General features: G+C 55.4%; 20 protein-coding genes. 16 read left to right on the top strand and 4 right to left on the bottom strand.

Annotated features, from left to right (window positions below; translation table 11 throughout):
- Positions 1–87 precede the first annotated feature (87 nt).
- On the bottom strand, positions 88–1,455 hold the full coding sequence (rho, locus tag RMSM_RS21280) for a transcription termination factor Rho (RefSeq protein ID WP_040768707.1): 1,368 nt from the start codon (positions 1,453–1,455) through the stop codon (positions 88–90).
- 1,058 nt (positions 1,456–2,513) lie between these two features.
- The gene (locus RMSM_RS21270; RefSeq protein WP_008701042.1) at positions 2,514–4,127 is read right to left on the bottom strand and encodes a GGDEF domain-containing protein; all 1,614 of its coding nucleotides are present in this window, start codon (positions 4,125–4,127) and stop codon (positions 2,514–2,516) included.
- A gap of 649 nt (positions 4,128–4,776) precedes the next feature.
- On the opposite strand from RMSM_RS21270, the gene RMSM_RS21260 reads away from it, so the two are divergent.
- Positions 4,777–4,998, top strand: a complete 222-nt coding sequence (locus RMSM_RS21260) for a BON domain-containing protein (protein WP_008701038.1) — start codon at positions 4,777–4,779, stop codon at positions 4,996–4,998.
- A 187-nt stretch (positions 4,999–5,185) separates the two neighbouring features.
- On the opposite strand, the gene RMSM_RS21255 is transcribed toward RMSM_RS21260, so the two are convergent.
- Positions 5,186–6,448, bottom strand: a complete 1,263-nt coding sequence (locus RMSM_RS21255; RefSeq protein ID WP_040768702.1) for a DEAD/DEAH box helicase — start codon at positions 6,446–6,448, stop codon at positions 5,186–5,188.
- A 669-nt stretch (positions 6,449–7,117) separates the two neighbouring features.
- On the opposite strand from RMSM_RS21255, the gene RMSM_RS21245 reads away from it, so the two are divergent.
- Positions 7,118–8,578: a sensor histidine kinase gene (locus RMSM_RS21245; protein WP_008701033.1), complete on the top strand. Its 1,461-nt coding sequence runs from the start codon at positions 7,118–7,120 to the stop codon at positions 8,576–8,578.
- Between the two features lie 13 nt (positions 8,579–8,591).
- Here the strand turns inward: RMSM_RS21245 and RMSM_RS21240 are convergent, their stop codons facing one another.
- Positions 8,592–10,070, bottom strand: coding sequence for a hypothetical protein (locus tag RMSM_RS21240; RefSeq protein ID WP_008701031.1), 1,479 nt, complete (start codon positions 10,068–10,070; stop codon positions 8,592–8,594).
- A gap of 562 nt (positions 10,071–10,632) precedes the next feature.
- On the opposite strand from RMSM_RS21240, the gene RMSM_RS21235 reads away from it, so the two are divergent.
- The 14 genes from RMSM_RS21235 to RMSM_RS21175 all read left to right on the top strand — a co-directional run bounded on the left by RMSM_RS21235 (position 10,633) and on the right by RMSM_RS21175 (position 23,546).
- The gene (locus RMSM_RS21235; RefSeq protein ID WP_008701026.1) at positions 10,633–11,088 is read left to right on the top strand and encodes a type II secretion system protein GspG; all 456 of its coding nucleotides are present in this window, start codon (positions 10,633–10,635) and stop codon (positions 11,086–11,088) included.
- A gap of 16 nt (positions 11,089–11,104) precedes the next feature.
- Positions 11,105–11,740, top strand: a complete 636-nt coding sequence (locus tag RMSM_RS21230) for a hypothetical protein (protein ID WP_008701024.1) — start codon at positions 11,105–11,107, stop codon at positions 11,738–11,740.
- An 87-nt stretch (positions 11,741–11,827) separates the two neighbouring features.
- Complete coding sequence (locus tag RMSM_RS21225; RefSeq protein ID WP_040768714.1) at positions 11,828–12,247, top strand: hypothetical protein; 420 nt, start codon at positions 11,828–11,830, stop codon at positions 12,245–12,247.
- Positions 12,244–13,356: a prepilin-type N-terminal cleavage/methylation domain-containing protein gene (locus RMSM_RS21220; RefSeq protein WP_008701020.1), complete on the top strand. Its 1,113-nt coding sequence runs from the start codon at positions 12,244–12,246 to the stop codon at positions 13,354–13,356. The genes RMSM_RS21225 and RMSM_RS21220 overlap by 4 nt, the downstream gene beginning before the upstream one ends.
- The gene (locus RMSM_RS21215; RefSeq protein ID WP_040768699.1) at positions 13,353–15,020 is read left to right on the top strand and encodes a type II secretion system minor pseudopilin; all 1,668 of its coding nucleotides are present in this window, start codon (positions 13,353–13,355) and stop codon (positions 15,018–15,020) included. The genes RMSM_RS21220 and RMSM_RS21215 overlap by 4 nt, the downstream gene beginning before the upstream one ends.
- Before the next feature lie 13 nt (positions 15,021–15,033).
- Entirely contained in the window at positions 15,034–16,062 is a 1,029-nt protein-coding gene (gene pilM / locus RMSM_RS38770) for a type IV pilus biogenesis protein PilM (RefSeq protein WP_008701017.1), read from the top strand.
- A 25-nt stretch (positions 16,063–16,087) separates the two neighbouring features.
- Complete coding sequence (locus RMSM_RS38765; RefSeq protein WP_008701016.1) at positions 16,088–16,627, top strand: hypothetical protein; 540 nt, start codon at positions 16,088–16,090, stop codon at positions 16,625–16,627.
- Positions 16,624–17,817 carry a cadherin repeat domain-containing protein gene (locus RMSM_RS21205; protein ID WP_008701014.1) on the top strand — a complete coding sequence of 398 codons (1,194 nt, stop codon included), beginning with the start codon at positions 16,624–16,626 and terminating at the stop codon, positions 17,815–17,817. The genes RMSM_RS38765 and RMSM_RS21205 overlap by 4 nt, the downstream gene beginning before the upstream one ends.
- A 12-nt stretch (positions 17,818–17,829) precedes the next feature.
- Positions 17,830–18,588, top strand: coding sequence for an ABC transporter ATP-binding protein (locus RMSM_RS21200; protein ID WP_008701012.1), 759 nt, complete (start codon positions 17,830–17,832; stop codon positions 18,586–18,588).
- Positions 18,588–19,382 carry an ABC transporter permease gene (locus RMSM_RS21195; protein WP_008701011.1) on the top strand — a complete coding sequence of 265 codons (795 nt, stop codon included), beginning with the start codon at positions 18,588–18,590 and terminating at the stop codon, positions 19,380–19,382. The genes RMSM_RS21200 and RMSM_RS21195 overlap by 1 nt, the downstream gene beginning before the upstream one ends.
- A gap of 96 nt (positions 19,383–19,478) precedes the next feature.
- Complete coding sequence (locus tag RMSM_RS21190) at positions 19,479–20,612, top strand: Re/Si-specific NAD(P)(+) transhydrogenase subunit alpha (protein ID WP_040768711.1); 1,134 nt, start codon at positions 19,479–19,481, stop codon at positions 20,610–20,612.
- Positions 20,613–20,624: 12 nt separating this feature from the next.
- Complete coding sequence (locus tag RMSM_RS21185; protein WP_008701007.1) at positions 20,625–20,930, top strand: NAD(P) transhydrogenase subunit alpha part 2; 306 nt, start codon at positions 20,625–20,627, stop codon at positions 20,928–20,930.
- A gap of 13 nt (positions 20,931–20,943) precedes the next feature.
- Entirely contained in the window at positions 20,944–22,350 is a 1,407-nt protein-coding gene (locus tag RMSM_RS21180) for an NAD(P)(+) transhydrogenase (Re/Si-specific) subunit beta (RefSeq protein ID WP_008701004.1), read from the top strand.
- Positions 22,351–22,502: 152 nt separating this feature from the next.
- On the top strand, positions 22,503–23,546 hold the full coding sequence (locus RMSM_RS21175; RefSeq protein ID WP_040768698.1) for an ABC transporter substrate-binding protein: 1,044 nt from the start codon (positions 22,503–22,505) through the stop codon (positions 23,544–23,546).
- The last annotated feature ends 155 nt before the right edge of the window (positions 23,547–23,701 follow it).

Here is a 23,701-nt window from a genome sequence, read left to right as displayed (position 1 = left end):
AAAACTTGGCTTTGACTCGAATCGAGCGATGGTTTTCGTAAGGAATGCTGCCCGGCAATGGGTTGACCACAAAGCGTTTCATCAAAGCTAGAGTGACGTCTTGGCGCCACTGATTAGCTTGATGAATTCATCGTTGCTGTCGAACCGGCCAAGCTGTTTGGTCAGCTGTTCCATGGCATCGACCGGATGCATGCTGCTAAGCGTTCGTCGCAACATCGTAACCGCCTCGTACGTCTCTTCGTCGTGAAGCAATTCCTCGCGTCGAGTTCCGCTTTGGCTGATGTCAATCGATGGCCAAACACGGCGATCGGCAAGCCGGCGATCGAGCACCAATTCCATGTTGCCCGTTCCCTTGAACTCTTGGAAGATCGCTTCGTCCATGCGGCTGTTGGTATCGACAAGCGCGGTGCCGATAATGGTGAGCGAGCCGCCTTCTTGGAAGGCTCGGGCCGTAGCGAACAATTTCTTGGGAATGTCCATCGCTTTGATGTCCAATCCGCCGGTCATCGTCGCGCCACCGCGGCCGCCGCGTCCAACCCATTTGTTGAAGGCGCGAGCGAGTCGCGTGATCGAGTCGAGCATCAAGAATACGTCTTGTCCCATTTCGGCGAGTCGTTTCGCACGGTCAATCACCAATTGGCTTAGCCGAACATGACTTTCGACGTCCATGTCCAAGCTGCTGGCAACGACTTCGCCACCGAGGACGTTGCGCCTCATGTCGGTGACTTCTTCGGGACGTTCGTCGACCAGCAAAACGATCAATTTGACTTCGGGATGGTTTTGCGTAATCCCCGTGGCGATGTCTTGCAGCATCACGGTTTTACCGCTGCGTGGTGGTGCAACGATCAGAGCGCGTTGTCCCTTGCCCATCGGGGCTAGCAAGTCGATCACGCGATTGGTGAGCGGTTTGCGGCCACATTCCAATCGTAGCCACTGCTCGGGGTTGATCGCGGTCAACGAGTCAAAGTTTTTGACTTCGAGATACGCTTCGGGCGCCATGCCATCGACATCGACAATTTCACGCACCCGGGGGCCTTGTTGGCGACGTGCTTGTTGGACCATCGCCTTGAGGTAAACGCCCTGGCGGAGCCCAAACTTTTCAATCATCGTGCCGGGAACAAACGGATCGCTGCGTTCGCGCGAGTAGTTGTTCTCGGTGCTCCGCAGAAAGCCATAGCCGTTGGGGTGCAGTTCGAGGATACCAAAGCTTTCTTCGAGCGGCGCGTCGCTGGGGATATCCGCAGGTTCGCCGTTGCCCTGTCCGCCACCTTGGCCGCCGCGGTCGCCTTGGCCACCACCACCGCCACCGCCACCACCACCGCCGCCGCGTCGACGTCGACGCACGCGAGGTTTTCCGTTGCCACTATTGTTGTTGCCATACGAACCTGAGGATCCGTTACCGGAACCGCTTCGGCCGCGATTGGTCCGTTTCTTTTTTGTCCATTTTTGATCCAGATGCGTTTTAAGTGAGACGCTATGTCAGCGTGGTGCGAGTTACATGCTCGCGAAGCGGGAACCTCCGCCGAGTTCAGACGCACCCAAATCGAAATTCGAGTGCGCCGCTCGCGTGGAGGCATCACCACAAGGGTCGCCGCAGCGCTCCGCTTAAAAGCGGGAAATCGAAGAAACACCGCACAAATTCAAAGGGAAAAAAGCCTACCAGGAGAACGGCGGTGACATGCCCTGGAGAGGCGAAACAGTTTAATGTTGGGGGTCGGTAAGCGATCGCGGGATCACTTTTTTAGAAAGGGTCAAAACGAATGATCCAAAGATTCGTGTCTGAGGCGAGCCAAGCGACGGTGCGCTCTCCGCAACCGCGTTTTATCCAACGCGTTTTCGCCAAACTTGGCCTAGCCGGAAATCTCAGCAGAATCGCAGATGGTCGTGTGCGACTTAAAATCCATTCAATAGTAAATTAGGGGGACGTGCGATTGAGAGACCAATCGTGATTTCAAAACGAAGTGTTGTGTATTGAGGCGGCCGTTGCGATGCTAAAACGGCAAACAACCTCGGTTACATGTGTTTGATCAATCGTCCTCTTAATCCTCAAGCCGTCATTCTCGATGGCGAGCGTAGCTGCTTTTTCCTGAAGCAAACTACTAAGAGGGACGTGATCAAGCGTCCTTTGGGAGAGGCGGGCAGCAAACTTAGCGCCGACCTTCATAACACTCTCAAATATATACATCAAATCAGGGAAGTCAATAGCAGCTTAATTCACGTGATTGCCGTGAATTCGGCGGTTTTTGCATCATCCTACTGTAAATATCAGAAATCTTGCGGTTCCCAACGCTGAGTCGCAAAGGGAAGCAAGTGTGCGAATGTGCTTCGTTTTTACGCATTCACGGCACTTTGCCCAAGACACTCAGCTGCAGCCCGTTCGCTGGGGAACGAGCGGCGGTTTAGGGTTGCTGATCAAGCATTGGACGGCTCGCGCCGTGCCGTTACCAAAGTAGATGGCATTCGGCTCGCGTCCTGCCGCTACAAAATGCTTTACAGCGTTGTGCGATAGGGGGTCAATCAGCGACAGCTGATTGAGTGACCTCACCGGCGGCTGCTTGGGGGGCCATCGCCGCAACCGGAGAGTTCTTTGGTTCCTTGGCAGGGGATCGATCCCCTGCGTCGTCTTGCGATTCCCCTGTCTGACCCGACGCCGTGGTGGTCGAGCCTGGCGGCGGCGAGTCTGATTCGGAGGACGTGGATTCGCTTGCGGTCCGGGTAAACGCTTCATCCAACGTTTCATCGGGATCGACCGGAACGATCTTGATCTGCAGTCGGGGCGCGTCGCTCGCGGTGGTTTCGCCAAATTGTAGCGAAGCGGCCGACGAGTGAATTTGTTTGACCCGCTCTTGAGCATCTTCGTCATCGATTCCTGGCATGCAAATAAGCAGCGTGGTTGCGTCATCGGCTCCGATGCGATCGACGCTTCGCAGCGTTGCTCGCACGATCTGCAGCAGCGTTCGCATCGCCCCGGCGGCCGGAGTGCCGGTGACGTGAAGCTTCATGATTTGCATGGGCAATCCAATCGACTTGGATCGTTCTTGCATATCCCCCAACGCCGCGTTGAGCGCCGTTCGGGTTGGCAGGCTCGAAAAGGCACCACGGTTCGGCTCTTCGGATGTCGGTTTTGGTTTTTTCGCGGTTTGTTTCTTGGGGCGGACCGTGACGGAGGGAGATTCATCGATGTCCGGAATCAAAGCCGATTCGGTACCCAGCGTGATCAATTCGGGCGTGGTCCCATTCATCGAGTGACCGCAATTGCGTCCGTGTTTCTTCGAGTGATACATCGCCGCGTCGGCGCGTTCGATCCACTGTTCGATCGACTCGTCTTCGAGCAGTTCGGCCAATCCGATACTGGCGGTGACCGCAAGCTCTTTGCCTTCGAATTCCACAATATGTTGTCCGATCGCCGCACGTGCCGATTCCACGATGCGTTTGGATTCTTCGACAGTGTAGCCATCGATAATCGCCGCGAATTCTTCACCCCCGAACCGCGCGACAATGCCGTACGATTTCAGTCTCGCATGCAGCATGTTGGCCACCACCTTCAACACTTCATCGCCAGCGCGGTGACCATGTTCGTCATTAAATTTCTTGAAATGGTCCACATCTAACAGCATCAGTGTGCCGGCGCGTCCGGGGCCCAGGATGTGACGCCGTGCCAAATGTTCATCAAAGGCACCGCGGTTGGAAACGCGTGTCAGCGCGTCGGTTTGAGCCCGGCGTTCGGCCGATTCAAGCTGGTCGGCTTGTTCGGAGATTCGTTCTTGAGCCGATTTCAATTTGGTTTGCATCGTCTCGTTCGCCTCAATCAATCGATTGACGGCATCGCCAAGTGCGTCCGCGGAAAAGGTCGATTCCGACGTCAATACGTCGCTGACCGCTTGGACGCTGGTTTGATGTTTGTCGACGTCCATCGCCATCGATGTGGCGTATTCACGCAGTCGATCGGCCGCCGTTGCAAGTCGCTCGTATTCGGCTTTGACTTGCTCGAGTTCGGATCGTTCCACCAGTGTTAATTCGTCGTCCTGTCCGTCAAAATCGACACCCCAGCCAAGCCCGTTCATGATCCATCCGCAAACGACGCCGACGCCGGCGCAACTGAATGCGATTGCTAAGTCGAGAATCATAGGGCGAGGTCATTCGTAACGATGGATCGTTTTCGCAGCGAGCTTTCTTGGCCGTCGGTCCTGCGTTGGCCGTACGGCGGCGAGGATTTCCAAGACGAAAATCCAGCCATGGGGATATAGCTCATCCCGTTCGGGCAAAGGCGATTCCGACGCCGATCCGCTCGTTTTGAGTCCGCATGACAGCGACGCGGGGGCCGATCCGAAGCGTCGTAGCGATTGTGACGGTCGTGGTTTTGGCGCGACCAGGTCCGTTCTCCAGCACCCCCCTTCAACATTGATCCAACTTGATCGATTCCGCATGATCGATCCCGCACGGGTCGATTCAGCGGCGACTTGACGATTTCTTGAAAATTTCCGTCTTTGCTAGCAATGCATAATTGTTGCACCTTGCTCGACAATCCTGCTGGAATTCAAGGAGGATTCGCATAGGCAAAAATCAGGAAATGTGTGATATTTGATTGAACTCCCGTCGCTCTGCCTGTCAGCCTTCGCTCACGCCGCTTTTAGCAATGCAAACCATTGGCGTTGATTGGCAGTCTTTCCTACCGAATTGACATCCGCTTGCGATGGTCCTCGTTCACCACCTGCGGCCAAGCTCACTCGATTTTAGTGAGCTGCTGCTCTTTGCAACATTTTCTAGGAGCACCCTATGATTCAACAGCCTAGTCAGGATATCGCTATCGCCGCCAATGCCGTTCTTGCAAAAAGTTCGGTTGCCGAGTTACGTCAGCTGCGTGTGGACGAGAGCGGAAGCGAACTGAAGCTCAGCGGACTGGTTCGCAGCTTTTATCACAAGCAACTCGCTCAAGAGACGGTGCGGGTTGTGGCAGGCGCATTGCGAGTGAACAATACGGTCCGCGTTAGCGGCTAAGCAGATCCGCAGGATGCCTTTGTCGCAGCATGTGGCGTGTCCCGAGATGCCGCGGGATCGAGACAGGGACCAAGCCACTCGGCAAAACGTGTCACTCAACGAAAAAAGCCGTATGGCAATCGCCACACGGCATATCTCGGGCTTCCATCGATCTCAAAATTCCATGCGAAGCATGGTTGGCGGTCGATTAGCGGCGCCGGCGAGTCACCTTGCGGTGCATCGGGTTCAGTTTGGGAGCCGCCTTTTTCACCGTCTCTTCCGCCTTCGGGGCCAACCGAACTGCCGCCGGAGGATCAAGTCCTTCGAAGTGGTCCCGCTTTAACTGCTTATTGATCCGCTGTTCGATGCTGGTCAACGCGTCGCCTTCGCCGGGAACTACAAAGGTGAACGCGATGCCATCGCGTCCCATGCGGCCGGTCCGTCCGACGCGATGGACATAGTCATCGCAATCTTGGGGCATATCATAATTGATGATGTGAGAAATCGTGCTGATGTCGATTCCGCGTCCCACCACGTCGGTAGCGACCAAAATTTGTAGTTTGTCGTCCCGCAACTGCTGCAGTACACGGTCTCGTTCACGTTGCGCTAAGTCGCCGTGCATGCTACCACAGGCGGGATAGGTTCGGCTCAACTGACGATACAGACGATCGGTTCCACGCTTGGTGCGACAGAAGATGATCGCTTGCTTGGGATTTTCGCGTTCAAGCAGGCGTTCGAGCAATTCCAGCTTTTTGTCATGCGAAACAGTAAAGTAACGTTGTTCGATCGTATCGACGGCGATGTCTTTGTCACAGCAATCGATCACCGCAGGCTCTTGCATGTACGTTTCGGCCAACCGGCGAACGGTCGGAGGAAGCGTCGCCGAGAGCAGCAGTGTTTGCCGATCTTTGGAGCATTTCCGCAAGATCCGTTCAATTTGCGGGCGAAAGCCGATATCGAGCATGCGATCGGCTTCATCCAACACCACGCACCACACGTTGCCGGTGCGAAGCGATCGACGCTGCAGATGGTCGTGCAGTCGTCCGGGGGTGCCCACAACGACTTGAACGCCGTTTTCGAGTTGGCGTAATTGGCGTTTGATGTCTTTGCCACCGGCCAATACGGCGACTTCGGTTGGCACGCCGCGGGCCAACATTTGAGTTTCCCGTCCGACTTGGTCGGCTAGTTCACGGGTGGGAACGATGATGATCGCTTGGGGATCACGGCATTCTTCGAGCGGATCGAGTTGCTCGAGAATAGGGATTGCAAACGCGGCGGTTTTACCCGTTCCGGTTCGTGCTTGCCCGATCACGTCCTCGCCTTCCAAGGCAAGCGGGATCAATTGAGCCTGGATGGGACTTGGTTTCTCAAATCCAGCGTGCTTCAGCGCACGCCGCATCACAGGGGATAGATCGAGATCGTCAAATCCAGGGATCTCGGCGGTTTCCGACTTTTGTACCACGTAATTCATGGCATGAGTGTATCGCGTGTCACGGTTTTGCACTACGCGGCTGTTATACGAGTTTTTAAGGATTCGACAATGCTTTGGTCGCGGAATCGGGATTACCGCCCGAATCCTTGCTATCTGAATCCAGCTGCCCCGCGTCCCCCCCGCAGCGAACCGCTGTCGAGCACCGCAGCGGCGGTTCGCATAACGTTCGTAGAAAGAACCACGATCAGCCGATCGGTTGCCACACCACTGTAAAAAGTCGCCCGAAAAATCCGCCCGAAAAAAGTCGCCCGCAAAAAGTCACCCGAAAACGCCGTTCGTTTGTTTTCACCGCTGGCGATTAAGTGACCTCCCCAAATCGTGCGGTTCAGCAAAACCCAAGCGACGACCGTGACGAGGTGATTACCCCGCAGGATCCTCAAAGCACGCACGACAGTCGTTCCGATCGAACGATCGCATGAAGATCATCGACATTGGCTTTGGCCGTCGTCATAGCGATGACGATGCAACGACAACGATCGATCTTGCTTCACGATCAGCAAAGCGGCAATCGGTTCAAACCTTCATGTTGAATCAAGGTCACACGTTTTGCTCAATGGAGTGCCCCACGCGAGCTCGCTCGGACTGTCCACCCGGAGAATACCGCCGATGTTATCATCGAACTCAACTGCACAAACCCCACCGTCATCCGTGTCTAAACCATCGCTTGGGCGTCAAAGCACGTCTGCAGCGACGCCCCGTCCTCATGGTTTCGACGCCACCCTGCTCGCTTCGACTCGGATCGCCCCTGAGGCGGAATTCGACAACACCGTCAATGCGATCGTGCAAATGATGAGTGAAACGGCGAACGATTTGCGGACGCCATTGACCGCCGTGCGTGCATCGCTGCGATCACTCGCCGCCGGACAGCAAGGAGAGCTCAGTACGCCTCAGTTGCAAACGCTTTGCGACGCTATCAGCCAATGTGATTGCATGGATCAAATCGTCGGCGAAATGATGCAACTGCAGCGGTTGCGTGCCGGGCTGCCCCGCGTCCGCCGACGCTGGGTTGCCGTCACAGAGATTCGCCATGCGGTCGACGAGTCGCTGCGGCCTTGGTTGCTACGAGGCCAAGTGGATGTGCTTTGGGATGGCGCCGATGATTCCAAAGTGATCGTGTTTGCTGATCCAGATATGCTCCGCCGCTTGTTGGTAAATTTGGTAGCCAGCGCGATCCGCACGTCGGTCGAGGGCGAAGCGATATTAATTCGTTTGCAGATGACGAGTAGCGGCGGCGCGATCACATGGTCGGTCGTCGATCGTGGCGAAGGAATTTCGCAGCAGCAAATGAAGCAGATCGAACTGCAGCACAAGTCGTCGGCGCGCAGCGAAGGGCTCGGGTTGGCGATCAGCCGTCAATTGGCGGCGTTACATTTTTCGTCTCTACGGCTTCGATCGCGTGTCGGTTGGGGGACGGAGGTGAGTTTCCAAACGCCCGTTTCCGGGTCAAAATCGGTTGCCGAATCATGGGTCCGTTGGCGTCAGCGGGGAGGCGTGAACCGGCGTGCGGTAAGCGAAAAGACGTTGTCATCCGGCACCGCCAGCCATATTCAACGACATGTGCGTTTGGATCCACCGATGTTGTCGGTCGAACTGGGCCACGACAGCGTCGTACCGCGTTTACATGATCTGGCCACCGTCACCACCGTATCGATGGGAGCTGCAATGTCACGTGCCGATGCCGATCAATTCGACAGCCTGTTGCAGCGTGACGCGTGGTTGTTTGATCTGATCTACCGCGTTGACACACGCCGTTGGATTTGTGTGCTCGATGGCGATAGCGAAGAATCGCGTCGTCGCGCTTTGGTGATCACCGAAGCAGCCCGCCGGAAAATGGGAAGCGTGCGATTGGATTGGGGGCTGCCGAGTCCGTTGGATCTGCAACATCGAGGTGCCGCCGCAAAACTGAGCGACCTGTTCGTGCGTGAAACGTTGACGGCATCGTCATCACATACCATCACCGACGCAAACCAGGTCCGGTTGGGCACTGCGCCGATTGTGATGTCGCCGGTCGCAGCCGAGCGGCTCGACGAGGAACTGCGTCGGCTAAGCGAGCGGCTGCAACGTCAAGCAGTCACTGTGTCCGGGCAAGCCGAAATGCTGCGACCGTAACATGACCGATCGATCACGGGGGCAGAATCTTGTTGTCGGTCTGCATACCTTCAGTTTGACGAAGGAACAGTTCCGGCAGGTTGCTCGGATAACGCTGAGTCGCTCCGACACCAGTATCCGGTGGGAAGTCTTCTCCGCGTACCGCCGAACCCAAAGGCGTTGTCAACGTGTCGTCGATCGTCTTCAGGTAGGCTTGTAGCTTCCACGCCGGGATGACCGAAACGCCAAGCTCTCTCGCCTTTGCCTTGATCTTTCCGATCGCGACGACCTGTTCTTGGTTGGCACCCTCATCGCCAACCTCTTGTGCCTTTTCGTCAATCACCAGGAAGCGAACGCTGGCATCCAAGGTGCCTTCGACCACGCCGGTCGGCGAGATCTCTGCGACCACGGTGGCTCCGGCTGCGGTGATCATACCCTTGATGGCTTCGTTATCCGGTCGATCGTCGTTGTCGATATCGATTTCGCCTGCCAAGGCAATCTTGACTTTGCGTCCCGGTGCCCAGAATGGCGAGTAGATAAAATCACCGGGGATAATCGGATGGCGAATATCAGGACGTGCCACCACGCGGGCTTCGGCCAAATGGTCCGACAAAATTCGAGTGACTTGGATGGTCGCTTTGACCTTGGCGTCTTTCAAACGGGTTTCATCACCACCGACGACTCCGAAGGTCACGCCCGGACGCAGTGCATCGGCTGATCCCAGGTTGATCGTGACCGTTTCACCTCGCACAAAGCGAATGTTGCCCTGCACGGTTTCGAATTGATCGCTGCGAAGTCGCACGAGCTCCATCTTCTGCGTTTCGATCGTGTTTTGACGTTGATCTAACTGGCGATTCAGCTTGGTTTTTTCGTCGTTGGTGACTTGGCGAAATCGCGTGAATTCTTGCACGGTCTTCGTCAAACTGTCTCGCGTGTCCTCTTTCTCTTTGTTGATCCGTTCGCGGTCTTGTGCGAACAGCTGTCGTTCTTGGTCGAGCTTCTTTTGGACGTCGTCGGCACGCTGTTCGGCAACCTGTTGCGCCTTTTGGGCGATCTGGATATCGCTTTCGGCTTGAGCCTTGATCTGTTCTACTTCCTTCAGCAGCAATCCGTACTGCTCGTTGCGAGAACGAATCGTGTTCATTAGGAACTCAGGCACTTTGGGGTAGCTTGGGTTTTCGGCGCCTTCGCCCGAAAGCAATGCCATGTCGCGAACAAATTGCTGTTCGATCAACTGCATCTCGGGGTCGCCGCTAGCACTCTGCTTTAGCAGTTCGAGTTCCGCTTCGCTCATGCTGCCCACGCCCAACATCGATTTCATCAAGCGTGCTTGGTCATCTTTCAGCTTTAGCTCGCTGGTTCTGGATTGCAGTTGATCGGCTGCCTTGTCGGCTTTGATCGCTTGCACGTTGGCGGATTGCCAAAAGAAAAAGTTGAGCGCAGCAGAGAGAACCAGAAAGATAAGACAGGCAATTAAGCTGCCACGAATGACAGAATCGTCGCGTGCGGCCATGTTTTTCTTGTTTGGAGCAAGAGGAGTGAAGAGGATCAATTCGAAGCGGAATGCGTTCGCCGCAATCGTGGGACGCAGCGTGCCTGCTTCTTAGTAGCATATTTGCGCATTTGCCGCATTCTACCTACGCTGCCCACAATTACCTAGTAAACAGGTCGGTTTCGAGCAGTTTTTCCAATTCTAAGCATGTTAAGGGGGTCGCGTCCAAAAAACTCTTGGGATTTGCGTATCAATTCGCTCTCCTAATGCGATCGCATCGGGTGCGAATTTGGCCGGAACCTTTGCCATTTGTCACGGTTAGTATATTGTTGACGATCACGAACGATGACGATTTCTGAATGTTGCAGCGGCGTTGCCTATCTGTTGGGTAGCGTTTCTGGCAACCGTCAGCCATCGCGGCGTATCGTGACCGTTCGCTGTCGACGTCGATAAAAAAGGCGGCACTGCGGACGTGAATTGCTTTGGATCGCTCATTTTTCTCGACCGATCTCGCAATACCACCCCCCGCCAAAACGGCCCCTTACCCGTCCCCCTTCCTCTGCTTGAAGATTTTGCAATCCAGATGAATTGCCATTCGCAAACCAACCCCGCTTGTGTCCGTCGCCCCCACGCTCGAGTCGCTAACCGACGACGAAAAGGCTTTACGCTGCTCGAGTTGTTGCTCGTGTTGTCTATCCTTGTGGTGATTGGCGGTATCGCGATCATGAATCTCGGTGGAGCCCAAGAGGACGCGTACCGCGACTCAACCACGACTCAGCTCAATTCACTCAAGCAAGCCATCGAGCGTTATCGAATTAAATTGGGTTCGCTGCCCGAGACGCTCGAAGCACTCAAGGATGGCCCTAGCGATGCGGCCAAGAAAGCCAAATGGACTCGCCCCATCCTAGACGCCATCCCGAATGACGCTTGGGGAAATCCATTGGTCTATTCGCTTAACAGCGGAAAATATGAAATTCGTAGTGCCGGACCGGATGGCCAAGTCAACACGGATGACGACATCACGGCTGAAGGCTCCTAATTTAGGACGCTCGTCTGTGAATCGTCGCACCGCCTTTACCCTGCTCGAATTGCTGCTGTCCATTTCGTTGATGGCAGCCATTGCTGCGGTGGTGATTCCAAATATCACGATGATGCTGGGAGACCAGCGTTTGACGCGTGCCGCTGAGCAATTGCAAATCGAGATGACTCGTTTGCGACTCGATGCGATGCGTCAAGGTCGTGTGATGATGATGGACGCCGCAGTGGATAGTAGCGTGCTGAAAACCCGTCCTTATTTCTCGATGAGTGACGCGGTGGAAACCACCGATACCGCAGGACAACAATCGAGTTTGATGATGGGCGCCGACCAAGCGTCGGTAGCGGCAATGCCGCTACCGACCGCCGAAGAGGCCGAGGTAACCGTCGAGCTTCCCGATGCGGTCGTGATCGAGTCGGTCCAAGTCGTTTCATCAGCGCGGTCACTCACCATTGCTCAACAAACTGGTGACGTGGTCGCGGCAGCATCGCCTACTGGCACATCGCAGTCGATCCTATTTTACCCCGATGGCACTACCAGCACGGCCAATGTGGTCGTGGTCTTGCCCGAAGTGGGAAGGATTTCAGTGCGGCTTCGCGGTATCACCGGCGATGTTACTATCGGCGAGATGACGACTGTGGAGATTTCACCATGATTCGCCCAGCCGTCCATTCATCGATCATTGGCAATCGCGGCGCAGCAAAACGCGGCGGGTTTTCACTGCTTGAGATTCTGCTTTCGATTGCCATCCCTGGGCGGTGCCTTGGCGGTGCTCAGCCAGTTGGCGTTGACCGGAACCGATGCAGCCCGCGAAGCACGCGAATTATCGGTGGCTCGTATTTTGTGTCAGACGAAGTTGTCGGAGATCTTGTTGCAAGACATTTCGCCACTGAGTTTACCGATGTCGCCGGTGGAATCAGCCGACTCGGGTTCGATGATTCCGTTTCAGTATTCAGTCGAAGTCCAACCCGCATCGCTCGACGGTTTGTTGGCCGTTCGCGTCACCGTCGAAGCGACCGATCCCGATGGCGGACCTGCGATTGCGACCTATGCGTTGACTCGCTGGATGATCGACCCCGCACTGGGACTCGCAGAAGCGGAAGCCGAGGAAGAGGCGGCCAAAGAAGCCGAAGCTGCAGCCGCCGCCGAGGCCGCCGAATGATGCAAAAGCAACTCCGAAACGCTTCACTAAAAAGAATGTCGTTGATCGCTCCGCGATCTTACGTACTGACCGCGGAGCGATCAACGACAATCTCTTACGTTCTGATCGCGGAGCGATCAGCGACGAAGCGTGGTTTTACGCTGTTGGAAGTGATTTTGACATTGGCGTTGTCCGTTGTGTTGATGATGTTGATCGGCGGCGCAATCCAGTTTTATGCCGACACCATGAACACTCGGGATATGGATGTTCGCCAAGTCCAATTGGCAACTGCGGTGCTGCAAATGATCGAGGATGATTTGCGTTCGGCCTCGCATCCGGTCCCCGTCGACACGTCGCCTCTTGAAACACTGCTTGCTTCGGCAGCCACTCAGGCTGCAGGCGGCGGCGGTGGTGGTGGCGGCGAAGAAGAAAGCTCCGGCGAGGATCTTTCTGCTGCCGGGTTGGGGGACGAAAGCGACTTGGCAATGGACGATTCGATGATGGACACCATGGCCGATGTGGGCGTTGACTTGCAAACCGGCACTTCGGTGCTGGAAACGCCTGGATTGATCGGGAACCAGTATCAAATTCAAATCGATCTCAGCCGCTTGCCTCGGCTCGAGGAGTATTCGGTACTGATGGACGCCTCGGCTGCCACGCTTGACGATGTCCCCAGCGATTTAAAAACCGTCACCTACTTTATCCAAGATGTCGGTGCGATTGGCGGTGTCGTTGATTCCCTGCAAGACCCAAATTCGGCTGTGATGGAATCGCCGGGCGGGCTCGTGCGTCGCTCGCTCGATCGCGCGGCCACCATCTATGCCATGGAAAGCGGAGCGATTGCGACGCTCAACCAGACGGGGGAACTGTTGGCGCCTGAGATCGTTGGTATCGAGTTTTCGTACTGGGACGGTACGCTTTGGCAGACCGAGTGGAGCAGTGATGAAATGGGGGAATTGCCGGTGGCGGTTCAAGTTCGTTTGACAATGAACGATCCCACCATGGTTGCTGCGAATGAATCAGGGCTGTCCGACGAGAGTCCGATACGGACGTTTACCCACATCGTCCGTTTGCCATTGGCACTTCCAATCGAAGCGAGCGAAGATGAAATGTTGGAGACCGGGATATGAGCTCCGCTATCGACGCAAACTCTTGTCCAAATCGTCGGCCGAGGCCTCCACGCCGCGGTTTCTTTCTCGTATTGGTGTTGGTGGTCGTCGCGGTAGCGACCATGGCGGTTTATTCATTCACTGAGTTGATGGTCGCCTACGATGATTCCGCCAATCTGTCGTGCGATTTGGTGCAAGCACGTGTGAACGTGGAATCCGGTGTCGATACGATTCGCTTGCTGCTTTCGCAGCCACCGACGACGCGGCTCGATTATGGCGGGGTCTATAACAATCCATCGATGTTCCAAGCGATTACCGTTTCCAATGGAATCGACGGCGTCACCCCCGCCAATTTTACGGTTGTGGCACCGGGCATGTCCGAGACGGGAACATTTGGCGGCATTCGATTCGGATTGCAAAACGAATCCGCACGTTTGAATATCAATACCTTGATCGTGCTCGAAGATAATTCAGATCTGATCGTTCCTACCTTGGCGCTAACCGGTACCGACACCGAAGAGGTGGACACAGAGAATTTGGCTGTGTCACTGTTGATGGCACTGCCGGGGATGACCGAGGACGTTGCTGATGCCATATTGGATTGGCTCGACAGTGATGATGAAATTCGCCCATTCGGGGCCGAGCTGGAATACTACAGCACGCTGCCGACACCCTATGCGCCCGCCAACGGGCCGATCAAAAGTGTCGAAGAATTGCTGTTGGTTCGCGGTGTGACTCCGACATTGTTGTTTGGCGCCGATGCCAATCGAAACGGCGTGCTCGATGCCGACGAACAGCAGCGTTATGGCGTCGGGATCGAAACGCCCGGCGCGCTGGGCTGGGCCGCCTATCTGACCGTCAACGGAGCCGAAGGCAGCAAGACTCGCGACGGATTGGCTCGCGTCGACGTCAATGGCGATGATCTGGAACTGCTTTATGACGAACTGATCGAAACGCTTGGGGACGAACTGTATGCAAGTTACATCGTTGCGTACCGGATGTATGGTGAATCGCCGGTGACGGCTGCGGCCGGCGGCGGTGGGAATGACGACAATGGGGATGTTCAATCTGCCGGCGTTTGGACAGTCGATGCGTTTGGTCAGTTGGATTTGAGTGCCGGTGCAAAAACGACCGTGAATCAAGTGCTCGACTTGGTCGGATCGAGCGTGACGATTGGAAACGGCGATAATCAGCGAGAGTACACGTCGCCGTTTGCCGAGGATCCGATCTCGATGGCGATCTACTTGCCGCTTTTAATGGACGTTTTGGCCACTCAAGATGTCGACTCTTTGCCAGGTCGGATTAATCTGAATGAATGTCCCGCCGAGTTGTTGTACGGCATTCCCATGCTGGATGAAGAGACCGTGCAAGCCATTATCGAAGCGCGGACGGCCGAGTCGGATGATCCAAATCGCGAATTTGCAACTTGGCCTCTCGTCGAGGGCATTGTGACATTGGATCAGATGAGAACGCTGATTCCGCTGTTGACCGGCGGAGGCGACGTGTTTCGGGCTCAGATCGTTGGCTATTTCGAGCAGTCGGGGATCGCCAGTCGCAGTGAAGTGATAATTGACGCAACCAGTGTGAATCCAAAAGTAATCTCCTGGAAAGACCTCAGCCATCTGGGACGAGGTTTCGATATGTCCGTGTTGGGCCAGCGTTCTGCCGGCTTGTCCAACGAATGACCACAAGAAAATCATGCCAAAAAAATTAGCAATCGATTGGGACGATACCGAATTACGGTTCGTGGCGGCGCAGTGCACCGCTTCCCAAATCACGATCACCGATGCGGCGGTCGTGCCGATGATGTCGTCCGGCATCTATGAAACGCTGCGCAAAACGATGGCCGAACGCGGACTCGAGAAAACCGAGACCTTGGTCGCGATCGGACGTGGCAAAGCCGAACTGCGGGAATTGCAATTGCCGCCGGTTCCGGACGAGGAATTGCCCGATATCGTTCGCTTTCAAGCGATTCGCAGTTTCGCTTCAGCCGGCGAAAGTGCCACGATTGACTATTTGGTCACCAACCGCTCCGAGACGAATGTCAACGCAATCGCCGCGGCGGTGGCACCGGCAAAGTTAGCCGAAGTCAAAGAGATTTGCAGCGATGCGTCGTTGATCGTCAAGCGAATCACGCTGCGTCCTCTTTCCGCCGCAGCGTTTTATCTGACGCGTCCAAAGCGACCAGCAGTCGGTGGCGATATCGTGCTGATCGATTTGTTGTCCGATGACGCCGAAATCGTGGTGGCTCGCGATGGCAAAGTGATTTTTGTGCGTACCGTCCGCATGCCGACGGGCGAATCCGCGCGACCACGGGCTCTCGTCAATGAGCTCAAACGCAGCTTGCTTGCGTGCGGCTGTAAATCGCCTGAGAAAATCGTGCTCTGGGGGCGTGACTCGGTGCACCGAGGTGACGTCGAAATCCTCAGCGAGGCGCTCGACACCCCGGTGGAAGTCGTCAATCCATTTGAATTGGTCGAGGTTGAAGCGAAGCTCAAAGACCAATTGCCAAGCCACGTCGGTCGACTCGCTCCGCTGGTCGGTTTGTTGGCTTGTGAAGAAACAAATGCCGATCGTTTGATCGATTTTTTTGCACCCTCGCGAACGTGTCGAAGAAAAACCGAATCACCGGCGCACCGCGTTGCTCGTCGGCCTGCCAGTTGCCGCGGCAATATTGCTGGGCTATCTCGGATATCGCAAACTCAGCAATCTGGATGCCGAAATTGATCGACTTAACCAGGCCAACGCGGCCATGAAAGAACCGGTCAAAGAGGCGGAGCAGTTTATTGCCGAGACGGAAAAGATCGACCAGTTTCTTGACGCCGATGCAATCTGGATCGACAAGCTTCGGACGCTTGCGAATAAGCTGCCGCCCGCAGAGGAAGTGATCCTCAAGTCGATTGTGGCCACTAGCGATACTCGCACCGGCGTCAGCACGGTCGTGTTGAATGGTTCGGCGACGCAGCCCAGTGTCATCGACAAACTCGAATCCTCGATTCGTGACGAAAACCACAGCGTGATCATCGAAGGAGCGAGCGAGCAGGACGCTAAAAACGCCTATCGATGGGTGTTTACTCAGAAAATTGCGATTCCGCCACACCATGCACGCAACCAACGTTATGAGGGAATCGAGCAGGCGCGGACGACCTCGGCCGATGATTCACAAGATGCGACGACTCCCACGGAATCCAACGCGGACACGCCTGCGTCGGAAACAGAGCCTGAGTCCACTGAGTCTTCCTCTCCTAACCCTGAAACGACTGCGACCACGGACACTGAGGTGCAATCATGAATCAACGCGAACGATTCTTGGCGATCGCCATCGGTGGTTTAGTAGGCGCGTTGGTGATCCAGTGGGGCATCAACAAATATCAAACCGCAGTGCGAAGCCGCACCACGCGGATCGATGCCTTGAGCAACGAGAAGCTGAAACTCGAAGACCGCTTGCTCGACGGAGCTTACGCCGACCGACAATTGGGCGAATACCTATCACGCTCGTTGCCGGGTGATCCGGAACGCGCCCACAGTGATTACCAAAGCTGGTTGTTGGATGCGGTCGAGCAAAACGGATTGAGCAATCCACGTGTCAATCGAACCAACATGTTGCCAGTCGGCGACTTGTATCAACGACTTTCTTACAGTGTCGATGGTCGCACTGATTTGCCTAAACTGATCGAGTTTTTGCATACCTTTTATGCAAAGGACTATCTGCATCGGATGAGCAAACTTGCGATCACCCCGGCACGCGACGAAGCGAGTCGTTTCGATGTCAAGATGAGCGTCGATGTGATTGCGCTCTCGGCAGCAGCCGAAGACGCCAAGCCGCCTACCTCGCCGTCATGGCGTGTGGACCCAACGGTCACCGCGTACAGCGAACCGATTTTGAATCGCAACTTTTTTGAACCGCCAAACAAGGCACCGCAGTTCACTGGGAATTCGGTAGTGGATGCGATTGCCGGCAAAGATTCGACCACGCCGCTGACCTTCAAGGACCCGGAAGGGCACCAACTGCGATTTGAATTGCTTGAATCGGCACCCGATTTTGTCCGTCTTGATGAGCGGACCGGGACGTTGACGGTCAAATCAGAGACCAAGCAAGAGTTCGATGTCAAAGTTCGTGTGACCGATGATGGATACCCCAACCGCACGACCGAGCAAAAGTTGGTCGTCAAAGTCGGTGATCCACCACCGCCGCCAGAACCGCCCGCTGCCAAACCGATGTTCGACGATTCGACTCAGACCGTGTTGACCGCGCTCGTCCAAGGTCGTGATGATTGGACGGCATGGATGAATGTGCGTACAAAGGGTAAAACACTGAAGCTGCGTGTCGACGACGAATTTGAGATCGGAACACTCAAAGGAAAAGTGGTTGAAGTGACACCCAAATATGTGTTGCTCGAGATCGACGGTCGACGTTTTGAATTGAAGCCGGCCGGAGTGCTGGCGGACGCAGCAAAGAATTCGGAACCGATAGAAAACTGAGTAAATTCCGCATTGACCCTGCGTGCCTCTTCGATTCGATGTGACGATGTCACCGTCCAATTCGACAACGGCATTCGTGCCGTTGACGAGGTTCACACCGATTTTCCCGCTGGCAAGATCACCACTTTGATCGGACCGAGCGGTTGTGGGAAAACGACGCTGTTGCGGTTGATCGCAGGACTGCAGTCACCCGTCTCGGGCACGGTCCAATTCATCGACAGCACTTCGGTGCGGCGTCGCGGAGACGTGGCATTTGTTTTCCAGCAACCTTCGCTGTTGCCATGGCGTGACGCGATCGGCAATGTGTTGTTGCCGCTCGAGTTGATTGCTCGCGATACCGCATCCCAGCGCCGCGGCAAAGCGGCGGCGATGCTTGAAATGGTGGGCCTCGGCGACGCCCTGCATCGTCTTCCGCATCAGTTATCCGGCGGCATGAAGATGCGTGTCTCTTTGGCGCGTGCCTTGGTGACCGAACCGAGTGTGTTGTTGATGGACGAGCCTTTTGCCGCACTCGATGATATGCTGCGGAACTCGCTCGGCCAATTGTTGCTGAAACTTTGGCAAGACCTTTCGCTTACCGTCGTGATGGTGACACACGATATCGCCGAGTCTTGTTTGTTGTCGCATCAGATCCAGGTCATGCACAGCGGCGAAATTACGCAACGGATCGACAATCCGTTGGGCTGGCCGCGTGATGAACAACTGCGTCGCACCGCCGAGTTTGGTACGTTTTACGGCACGGTCAGTGATGCACTGAGGAGCTCGGCGTGATGAACTCTCCCGCTTGGAAATCCGTTGTCCTGAGTGTCGCGTCGGTGGTCGCCGGAGCGTTGGTTCTATTGACGATGTGGACGGGCGTGATTTGGTATTTTGAGTTGCCGCCCATTCTGCTGCCGTCGCCAAACCAAGTGCTCTCGACCGCGATGCAGGAACGCAAATCGCTGTTACGTGGCACTTATGTGACCGGACTTGCGGCCACGGTAGGGTTGGTTTCGGCGGTCGTGATTGGATGCGTGATCTCGATTGCGTTTAGTCAATCGCGATCGATTCGCAAAGCCTTTTTTCCCTACGTTGTCTTTTTGCAAACCGTTCCCATCGTCGCGATCGCGCCGCTATTGATCACATGGAGTGGGTATCAATTTCGCACCGTCGTAATCGTGACGGTGATTGTTTGCTTGTTTCCCATTGTCAACAGCGTCACCGAAGGACTGTTAGCGATCCAAACGGATTTGAATGACATGTTTCGTTTGTATGGAGCGTCGCGAACACAGCGGTTGTTGAAATTGCAATTGCCAACAGCGGTTCCCTATTTGATGCTGGGGACGAAGACAAGCAGTGGGTTGGCGGTGATCGGCGCGATCGTCGCCGAGTTTTTTGTCGGCAACGGATCGAACTATGACGGGCTGGGAACACTGATGACGGGTTGGCAAGGGTTTCAGCGTACTGATGCATTGATCGCCGCGATATTTGCCTCCACATTATTAGGACTGCTACTTTTCGGCGCGGTCAACCTGCTGGCCATCACGGTATTTGCGAGATGGACCGCAGGGAAACGCAAAACGTAACGACTTGTCGGTCTCTCTGCTTTCATTGTGATCTCGGTTCGCTTACGCTTGAGAACCAAGCGACTGAAAAATCGAAGCATCACGACGAGGGACAAAATGCGAATCGGAGTGCCCAAGGAAACTTGGCCGGGTGAATTGCGAACCGCGTTGGTGCCCGCCAATGCAAAGAAGCTGATCCACAGCGGATTTGAGATCGTGGCCGAGACCGGTCTGGGAATGGGCTCGGGATTCAGCGACGATGCCTACACCGACGCGGGCGTGACGATTCAATCGGATCGGCAAGCGATTTTGGCGGATTCCGATGTGATCTTGCGAGTCCGTAAACCGGACGCCAGCGAGATCAGTGGGCTGCGGCGCGGCGTGATCCACATCAGTTTTCTTGATCCGTTCAACGAACGATCCTTGGTCGATTCGTTGGCGGCGTCGGGAGTGACCGCGATCTCGATGGAAATGATCCCGCGCAGCACGCGTGCTCAGAAAATGGACGCGCTCTCCTCTCAAGCCAACTTGGCGGGCTACGTCACCGTGATCCAAGCGGCGTACCACAGCGTCAAAGCGTTTCCGATGATGATGACGCCCTCGGGAACGATTCGTCCTTGCCGCGTGTTCGTGATCGGCGTCGGGGTTGCGGGATTGCAAGCGATCGCAACGGCAAAGCGATTGGGAGCACGTGTCGAGGCCTTTGACACGCGGCCGGTGACCGCCGAACAAGTGCGTTCGCTGGGGGCAAAGTTTGTTGAGATTGATCTAGGCGAAGTCGGGCAAACCGAACAGGGCTACGCCAAAGCATTGACCGCCGAACAGATTGCCTTGCAAAAAGAAGGGCAAAAGAAAGTCATTGCCGAATCGGATGTCGTCATCACAACGGCTCAGCTGTTCGGCCGCCCCGCCCCGGTCATCGTCACTCGCGATATGATCGAAGCGATGCAGCCCGGCAGCGTGGTCGTCGATATGGCGGTCGAAACCGGCGGCAATGTCGAAGGGTCCGTGCTCGATGCGGTTACCGAAATCGGCGGTGTGAAGGTGATCGGGCAAGGCAATTTGCCCTCGCAGGTCAGCCGCAACGCCAGCGATATGTACTCGAACAATCTGCTGAACTTGATCGAAGAGTTCTACGATAGCGAGAGCAAACAACTGGTGCTTGATCCCGAGGACGAAATCATCCAAGCGGCGGTCATTACCCGCGATGGTGAAATCGTCAACGAAACCATCCGAAACCTGAATAAGTAAGCGAGAACTCTCATGGCGATGGAAGCGGTCTATCTAGGCTTTGTTTTGATGCTTTCGATTTTCTTGGGCTTTGAATTGATTTCCAAAGTCCCGGCGACACTGCACACACCGTTGATGTCGGGGGCGAATGCGATCTCGGGAATTACCGTGGTCGGCGCGATCACGTCGGCCGGCGCCGGGTTAAGCGATTGGGCCACGGTCTTGGGGGCGATCGCCGTTTTTTTTGCGATGGTCAACGTCGTCGGTGGCTACATGGTGACCGATCGCATGCTCGGCATGTTCAAGAAAAAAGAAGCTCCTGTCAAAGACCAAGTTTGAGAAAAGGCGATCCATGAGTGCGGAACTAATCGGCGCTGTTTATATCTTCGCCGCAATCTTGTTTATTTTCGGTTTAAAGTTGCTTAGCTCGCCCGCGACGGCGGTGCGAGGCAACTTGATTTCCTCGTTCGCGATGCTGGTAGCGGTGCTTGTCACGCTCGCGTCCAACGAGATCATTGACTATCGCTGGATCGCGGTGGCTGCAGTCGCGGGGGCGATTGTCGGTGCGGTCGCCGCGCGACGCGTCGCGATGACCGGGATGCCGGAAATGGTGGCTTTGTTCAACGGTTCCGGTGGGATCGCCAGTCTGTTGGTCGGTTGGGCGGCGCTGTACATGAGCGATAGCTCCCATATTTCGACCGTGGTCGCTACCCCCGAATCGCCCGCGGTGTCGGCGTTCACGATGATCACGATTTTGATTTCGATCCTGATCGGCGGCGTCACGTTTTCCGGCAGTCTGGTCGCGTGGGGAAAATTGTCCGAAACAATCAGCAGCGCGGCGGTTTCGCTGCCGGGCCAGCGTTTTCTCAGTTTGTTTAATCTGGTTGCCCTGATTGCGTGCAGCGTGTTGGTCTTTGTCCAGCCTGCATGGACGCTGCCGCTGGTCATCGCCGTGATTGTGTTGTCGTTAATTTTGGGCGTGATGGCCGTCATTCCGATCGGCGGTGCCGATATGCCGGTCGTGATCTCGCTATTAAATAGTTACTCGGGATTGGCCGCCTGTGCCGCCGGACTCGCGATCGACAATTCGATCTTGATTGTCGCCGGTTCGCTGGTCGGCGCTGCAGGCATCATTTTGACCAACATCATGTGCAAAGCGATGAATCGGTCGCTCAGCAACGTGCTGTTCTCTGGGTTTGCCGCGACCACGCAAGCGACCAAGGTCGAAGGCGAAGTCAAACCGATCTCTGCCGATGACGCCTACCTGATCCTCGAAGCCGCTTCGTCAGTCGTGATGGTGCCGGGCTACGGCATGGCGGTTGCCCAAGCCCAACATGTGGTGCGTGAACTGGGCGACATGCTCGAAGCCAATGGGGCCGAAGTCAGCTACGCGATCCATCCCGTTGCCGGTCGTATGCCTGGCCACATGAACGTCTTGCTCGCCGAAGCCAGTGTGCCGTATGACCAATTGGTCGAGATGGAAGACATCAATCGGCGGATCGAAAACGTCGACGTCGCAGTGGTGATCGGAGCGAACGACGTCGTCAATCCGGCCGCTCGAGAGGACGAGAACAGTCCGATCTATGGGATGCCGATCATCAATGTCGATTATGCACGCACCGTGTTTGTGCTGAAGCGTTCCATGGCTTCCGGGTTTTCCGGAGTCGACAATCCGCTGTTTTTTGGCGAAAACACACGGATGCTATTCGGCGATGCCAAACAGTCGCTGTCCGCCGTGATTGCACAGTTCAAAAACTGAGCCTATGGTGAGTCGATTCGATGCAAAGCGAATAGGTGGCGTAGTGGATCTTGCCAAAGATCCTTCACAAGGGATCTGTGGCAAAATCTGCTGCCGGGGGCTGCATCACCTTTTTGTTTATCGTCTCTCCGAACCACACGAAGAAAGTTGTCATGATCTCTCGCCATCCATCCGCGATGCTGCGGTCTGTATTCATCCTGTTCGGTTGCGTCTTGATCAGCGGTTGTGGGGTCTCGGATTCCTCCACGAATCCGAAACCGGCACCGAGCGTGGGTGGCCAAGTCCTGAAGTCGGTGGCGGTGCAGCTGAATTGGTTTCCTGAATCCGAGCATGGCGGTTTGTATCAAGCCGCAGCCGACGGAACGTTCCATTCACATGCTTTGCACGTGGAAATTCGGCCTGGCGGACGACAGAGTCCTGTAGCTCCGGAATTGGTCTTGGGACGAGTCCAGTTTGCGATGGCTAATGCGGACGACGTGGTGTTGTTTCGCAATCAAGGCGCCGACATCGTCGCAGTGTTAGCGACGATGCAGAATCATCCTCGCTGTATCTTGGTTCGCGAAGACAGCGGTGTGAAGACGTTCGAGGATCTTGCCGGCAAAACGTTGCAGCGGCAAGGTGGGCGTGCGTTTCTCGAGTTCATGCGGTCCAAGGGACTGCTGGATCAAGTCAAAGAGGTTCCTTATCACGGCAGTGTCTCGTCGTTGGTGACGGACAAGGATGTCGCAATCCAAGCTTACTCATTCGCCGAACCGCTGCTTGCAGAACAACAAGGCGTCGAGGTACGTAAGTTGATGCTCAGCGATATTGGCTGGAATCCTTACTCGAGCGTCTTAATCACCACGGGTGACATGGTTCGCAACCAGCCTGAACTCGTGCAAGACTTCGTGAATGCCACTCGCGAAGGTTGGCAGCATTACTTGGCCGATCCCCAGGAGGGCAACGCAGCCATTTTAGAGGCGAACCAGCACGGGATGACAATCGAGGCGTTGCAATTTGGGCATCAAGAACTCAAGACGCTAGCGTTGCCCGACGACATGCCACCTGGAGCCCTCGGCGAAATGACCGTCGAACGTTGGCAAACCTTGGTATCCCAGATGGTCCAGCTCGGCCTCGTCGACGGCGACAAAGTCCAAGCCAGCGATTGCTACACGACCCAGTTCACTGAAAAAGGGGGGGGGCATGAAATAGAGTGAGGATCGAGATCACAACCGGCTCACTTTCTATTTCTTTTTCTTAATCCTAATCTTACTCTTAATCTTAATCTTCCAGCATTGATTACGTCCGCTGGTGGACTTTGCGCGGACGGGATTAAGATTAAGAGTAGGATTAAGATTAAGAAGTTGTTGGT

This window comes from Rhodopirellula maiorica SM1, from assembly GCF_000346295.1.
Taxonomy (GTDB): domain Bacteria; phylum Planctomycetota; class Planctomycetia; order Pirellulales; family Pirellulaceae; genus Novipirellula; species Novipirellula maiorica.
Note: the sequence above shows the minus strand (reverse complement) of the source record. Positions and strands in the feature narration are given on the sequence as shown.

Excerpts from the sequence above, each read along its gene's own strand:
- RMSM_RS21195 (WP_008701011.1), top strand. The coding sequence starts at position 18,588 with ATGAACTCTCCCGCTTGGAAATCCGTTGTCCTGAGTGTCGCGTCGGTG.
- pilM (WP_008701017.1), top strand. The coding sequence starts at position 15,034 with ATGCCAAAAAAATTAGCAATCGATTGGGACGATACCGAATTACGGTTC.
- RMSM_RS21220 (WP_008701020.1), top strand. The coding sequence starts at position 12,244 with ATGATGCAAAAGCAACTCCGAAACGCTTCACTAAAAAGAATGTCGTTG.
- RMSM_RS21255 (WP_040768702.1), bottom strand. The coding sequence starts at position 6,448 with ATGAATTACGTGGTACAAAAGTCGGAAACCGCCGAGATCCCTGGATTT.
- RMSM_RS21240 (WP_008701031.1), bottom strand. The coding sequence starts at position 10,070 with ATGGCCGCACGCGACGATTCTGTCATTCGTGGCAGCTTAATTGCCTGT.
- RMSM_RS21260 (WP_008701038.1), top strand. The coding sequence starts at position 4,777 with ATGATTCAACAGCCTAGTCAGGATATCGCTATCGCCGCCAATGCCGTT.
- RMSM_RS21215 (WP_040768699.1), top strand. The coding sequence starts at position 13,353 with ATGAGCTCCGCTATCGACGCAAACTCTTGTCCAAATCGTCGGCCGAGG.
- RMSM_RS21205 (WP_008701014.1), top strand. The coding sequence starts at position 16,624 with ATGAATCAACGCGAACGATTCTTGGCGATCGCCATCGGTGGTTTAGTA.
- RMSM_RS21190 (WP_040768711.1), top strand. The coding sequence starts at position 19,479 with ATGCGAATCGGAGTGCCCAAGGAAACTTGGCCGGGTGAATTGCGAACC.
- RMSM_RS21270 (WP_008701042.1), bottom strand. The coding sequence starts at position 4,127 with ATGATTCTCGACTTAGCAATCGCATTCAGTTGCGCCGGCGTCGGCGTC.
- RMSM_RS38765 (WP_008701016.1), top strand. The coding sequence starts at position 16,088 with ATGAAAGAACCGGTCAAAGAGGCGGAGCAGTTTATTGCCGAGACGGAA.
- RMSM_RS21180 (WP_008701004.1), top strand. The coding sequence starts at position 20,944 with ATGAGTGCGGAACTAATCGGCGCTGTTTATATCTTCGCCGCAATCTTG.
- RMSM_RS21175 (WP_040768698.1), top strand. The coding sequence starts at position 22,503 with ATGATCTCTCGCCATCCATCCGCGATGCTGCGGTCTGTATTCATCCTG.
- RMSM_RS21185 (WP_008701007.1), top strand. The coding sequence starts at position 20,625 with ATGGCGATGGAAGCGGTCTATCTAGGCTTTGTTTTGATGCTTTCGATT.
- RMSM_RS21235 (WP_008701026.1), top strand. The coding sequence starts at position 10,633 with ATGAATTGCCATTCGCAAACCAACCCCGCTTGTGTCCGTCGCCCCCAC.